This is a genomic window from Pseudochrobactrum sp. sp1633, assembly GCF_030376605.1.
In the GTDB taxonomy this organism is placed as follows: Bacteria; Pseudomonadota; Alphaproteobacteria; order Rhizobiales; family Rhizobiaceae; genus Pseudochrobactrum.
Genome location: NZ_JARRAE010000042.1, coordinates 1 through 2,305 on the forward strand (window position 1 = coordinate 1; position 2,305 = coordinate 2,305).

Genomic DNA, 2,305 nt, shown 5'->3' on the forward strand with positions numbered 1-2,305 from the left:
AAAGCTGAAACAAACAAGACACTTAACGTTCAATATATGAATGACGGCGAAATGCTGAAAGCCAAGAACATTGGTGTCGCAGGTGTTACTGCTGGTATTCGCGTGAAGTTCTAATTACTTAAATGGGCAGTTTAACTGCCCATTTTCATATCTTACTTTGACATGAAATCTTTTCGCATCATCATGAGAGAACATCATGCATAAACTGTTATTGATAAGTGCAGCAACATTAATTGTCTCAAGCAATGCTTACGCGGCAGACATGGGTGTCGCCTTTGAATGGGGACCAACAAAACAATGCTTCGATTCAAAATCTCCGCCAATTAAGCTATCGAATGTACCGCAAGGTACTGCCAAACTTTTGATTAAGATGATGGATAAAAACGCTTCTGACTTCAATCACGGAGGCGGCAGCGTAGCTTATAAAGGGCAAGCACAACTTCCATATGGCGCATTTAAATACAAAGGCCCATGCCCACCATCAGGAACGCATTTTTATAAAATTACAGTCACTGCCGTTGACGCGTCAGGCAAGACTTTAAGCTCTGGCTCTGCAACACAACCGTTTGCAAAGAAATAATCCTTATAAAACAAACCCCACACTATACGGGGTTTGTTTACTCATCCTTTGAACGTCCAAGCAGACATCTATAATAAGACCTGCCTGCCATTTTTCAATCGGGACAGAGTTGATCTAGAACATCCGGTCGCCTGAATTATGCTATTCCAGCTTTGGCCGCTTTCAAGCATTTTCAGGATAGCCACATTACGGGATTTATTCTCCGGACGACCTTTATAAAGCCCCTGCTCTTTAGCCTTTGCTATTCCTTGTTTTTGACGTCTGCGACGATCCTCATAATCTTTACGGGCAATGGCCGCGATCATGTCCAACATCATGTTATTGATGGCTTCTGACATACGCGAAGTAAATTCATCTGTATTCGAAGATGCCATTCCCCATGATGTCGGCAAATCAAGAGCGACCACTTTAATCTGTCTGTCACGAATTTCAGATTTCAAACGCTCCCAGTCCTTCGCATTCAAACGACTTAAACGATCCACCTGCTCTATCAGTAAAATATCACCTGCCTGACAATCAGATAGCAGACGGAACAGTTCCGGACGGTTGAGCGATGCGCCACTTTCATTTTCAGTATATGTGGCTGCAATCTTCAGGCCTTTATCACTAGCGAACTGAAACAAATCATCTTTCGCCCTGCTGGCATCTTGTTCTTTCGTCGATGCACGAAGGTAAGCTCTCACAAACATACGAACCACCATAAAGTTCCATTTACATGGTTCTATTATAAGCGGTTCGTTTTAAGTTATCAAATGATATTTATGGAACCAAGAACAGCATGGTTCGCTTAAGGCATAGGTTATTTGAACCACCTGATGCAAATAGAACTTCGTGCGATCTGTGTAAGCCCCTCCATAAAACCACCTATAGAAACACCCACATAGAAGTTAACAGCATCGGCTCCACGAATAGTTACGAAATGTTATCACCTTGCATCCCACCGACGCTTTAATGAAATTAATCTATCATCACTATTTAGTGCATCATTTGCTTTCCCAATCCGTTGTAATACTCCTTCCATCCCATAAGGCCAACTCAATGAATTATCTGGCAAAACCGCATCAAGAAGCGCCAGCGTCAATTCTGGATAACGATCTACTATATTCTCTTCAGACCTACTAAGTTCTGGCAGCAATAGATTTTCCCGCTCAATTGTACATACGAGTGGCAAAACCAAAGGAGCTATCTCAGGAAATTGGTCACCGCTGGAGAAAGCTAATTCACAAAAGCGAGCCGATGTATTGGGTGACCTGACCGATATTTGACGCGGCCAAACATTTAGCAGGTCGCAAAGTTTCCCACCCCACCGATCATGTAAGTTTTTGCTTCTCTCGTTAGACCATCGTTTAGCCTGCCAGAGAACCCTTGTGCGAAACTCATCATCGACAGCTAAGAGCAAGCTATGCATTTCATGATTCGAGATGCATCGCTCTCCAGTGGCGTCGTCAACAGTTCCCCACCCAGATAAAATCATACCTGCTATGATTTCACCATATGAACGACGCGATGGTAAAGGATTAGTGGCATATTCCAGCATATAGTTCTTGAGCCGCATATAAAGTTCTCTATCTGGAGTCTTCGCCCCCCACAAAAAGCCTGACCATGCTGCGTCGCGATCATCCAAGTCGTTACCACATAGCGCTGGCAATAAGTGTTGCTCTGTCCATTTCGGATCAACGGCAAAAAACCAATTGAGGTTGTGAAACAAGATTACCAGTACATATC

At 43.4% G+C, this 2,305-nt stretch carries 3 protein-coding genes; 1 reads left to right on the plus strand and 2 read right to left on the minus strand.

What is annotated here, in order from left to right:
* Nucleotides 1–196 precede the first annotated feature (196 nt).
* On the plus strand, nt 197–580 hold the full coding sequence (locus tag P8H26_RS17985; RefSeq protein WP_220158827.1) for a phospholipid-binding protein: 384 nt from the start codon (nt 197–199) through the stop codon (nt 578–580).
* Between the two features lie 68 nt (nt 581–648).
* Here P8H26_RS17985 and P8H26_RS17990 read toward each other — a convergent pair whose 3' ends face one another.
* Nucleotides 649–1,269 carry a recombinase family protein gene (locus tag P8H26_RS17990; RefSeq protein ID WP_289634458.1) on the minus strand — a complete coding sequence of 207 codons (621 nt, stop codon included), beginning with the start codon at nt 1,267–1,269 and terminating at the stop codon, nt 649–651.
* A 236-nt stretch (nt 1,270–1,505) separates the two neighbouring features.
* Nucleotides 1,506–2,305: hypothetical protein (locus P8H26_RS17995; RefSeq protein WP_289634457.1), on the minus strand; the 800-nt coding region annotated here is incomplete at its 5' end.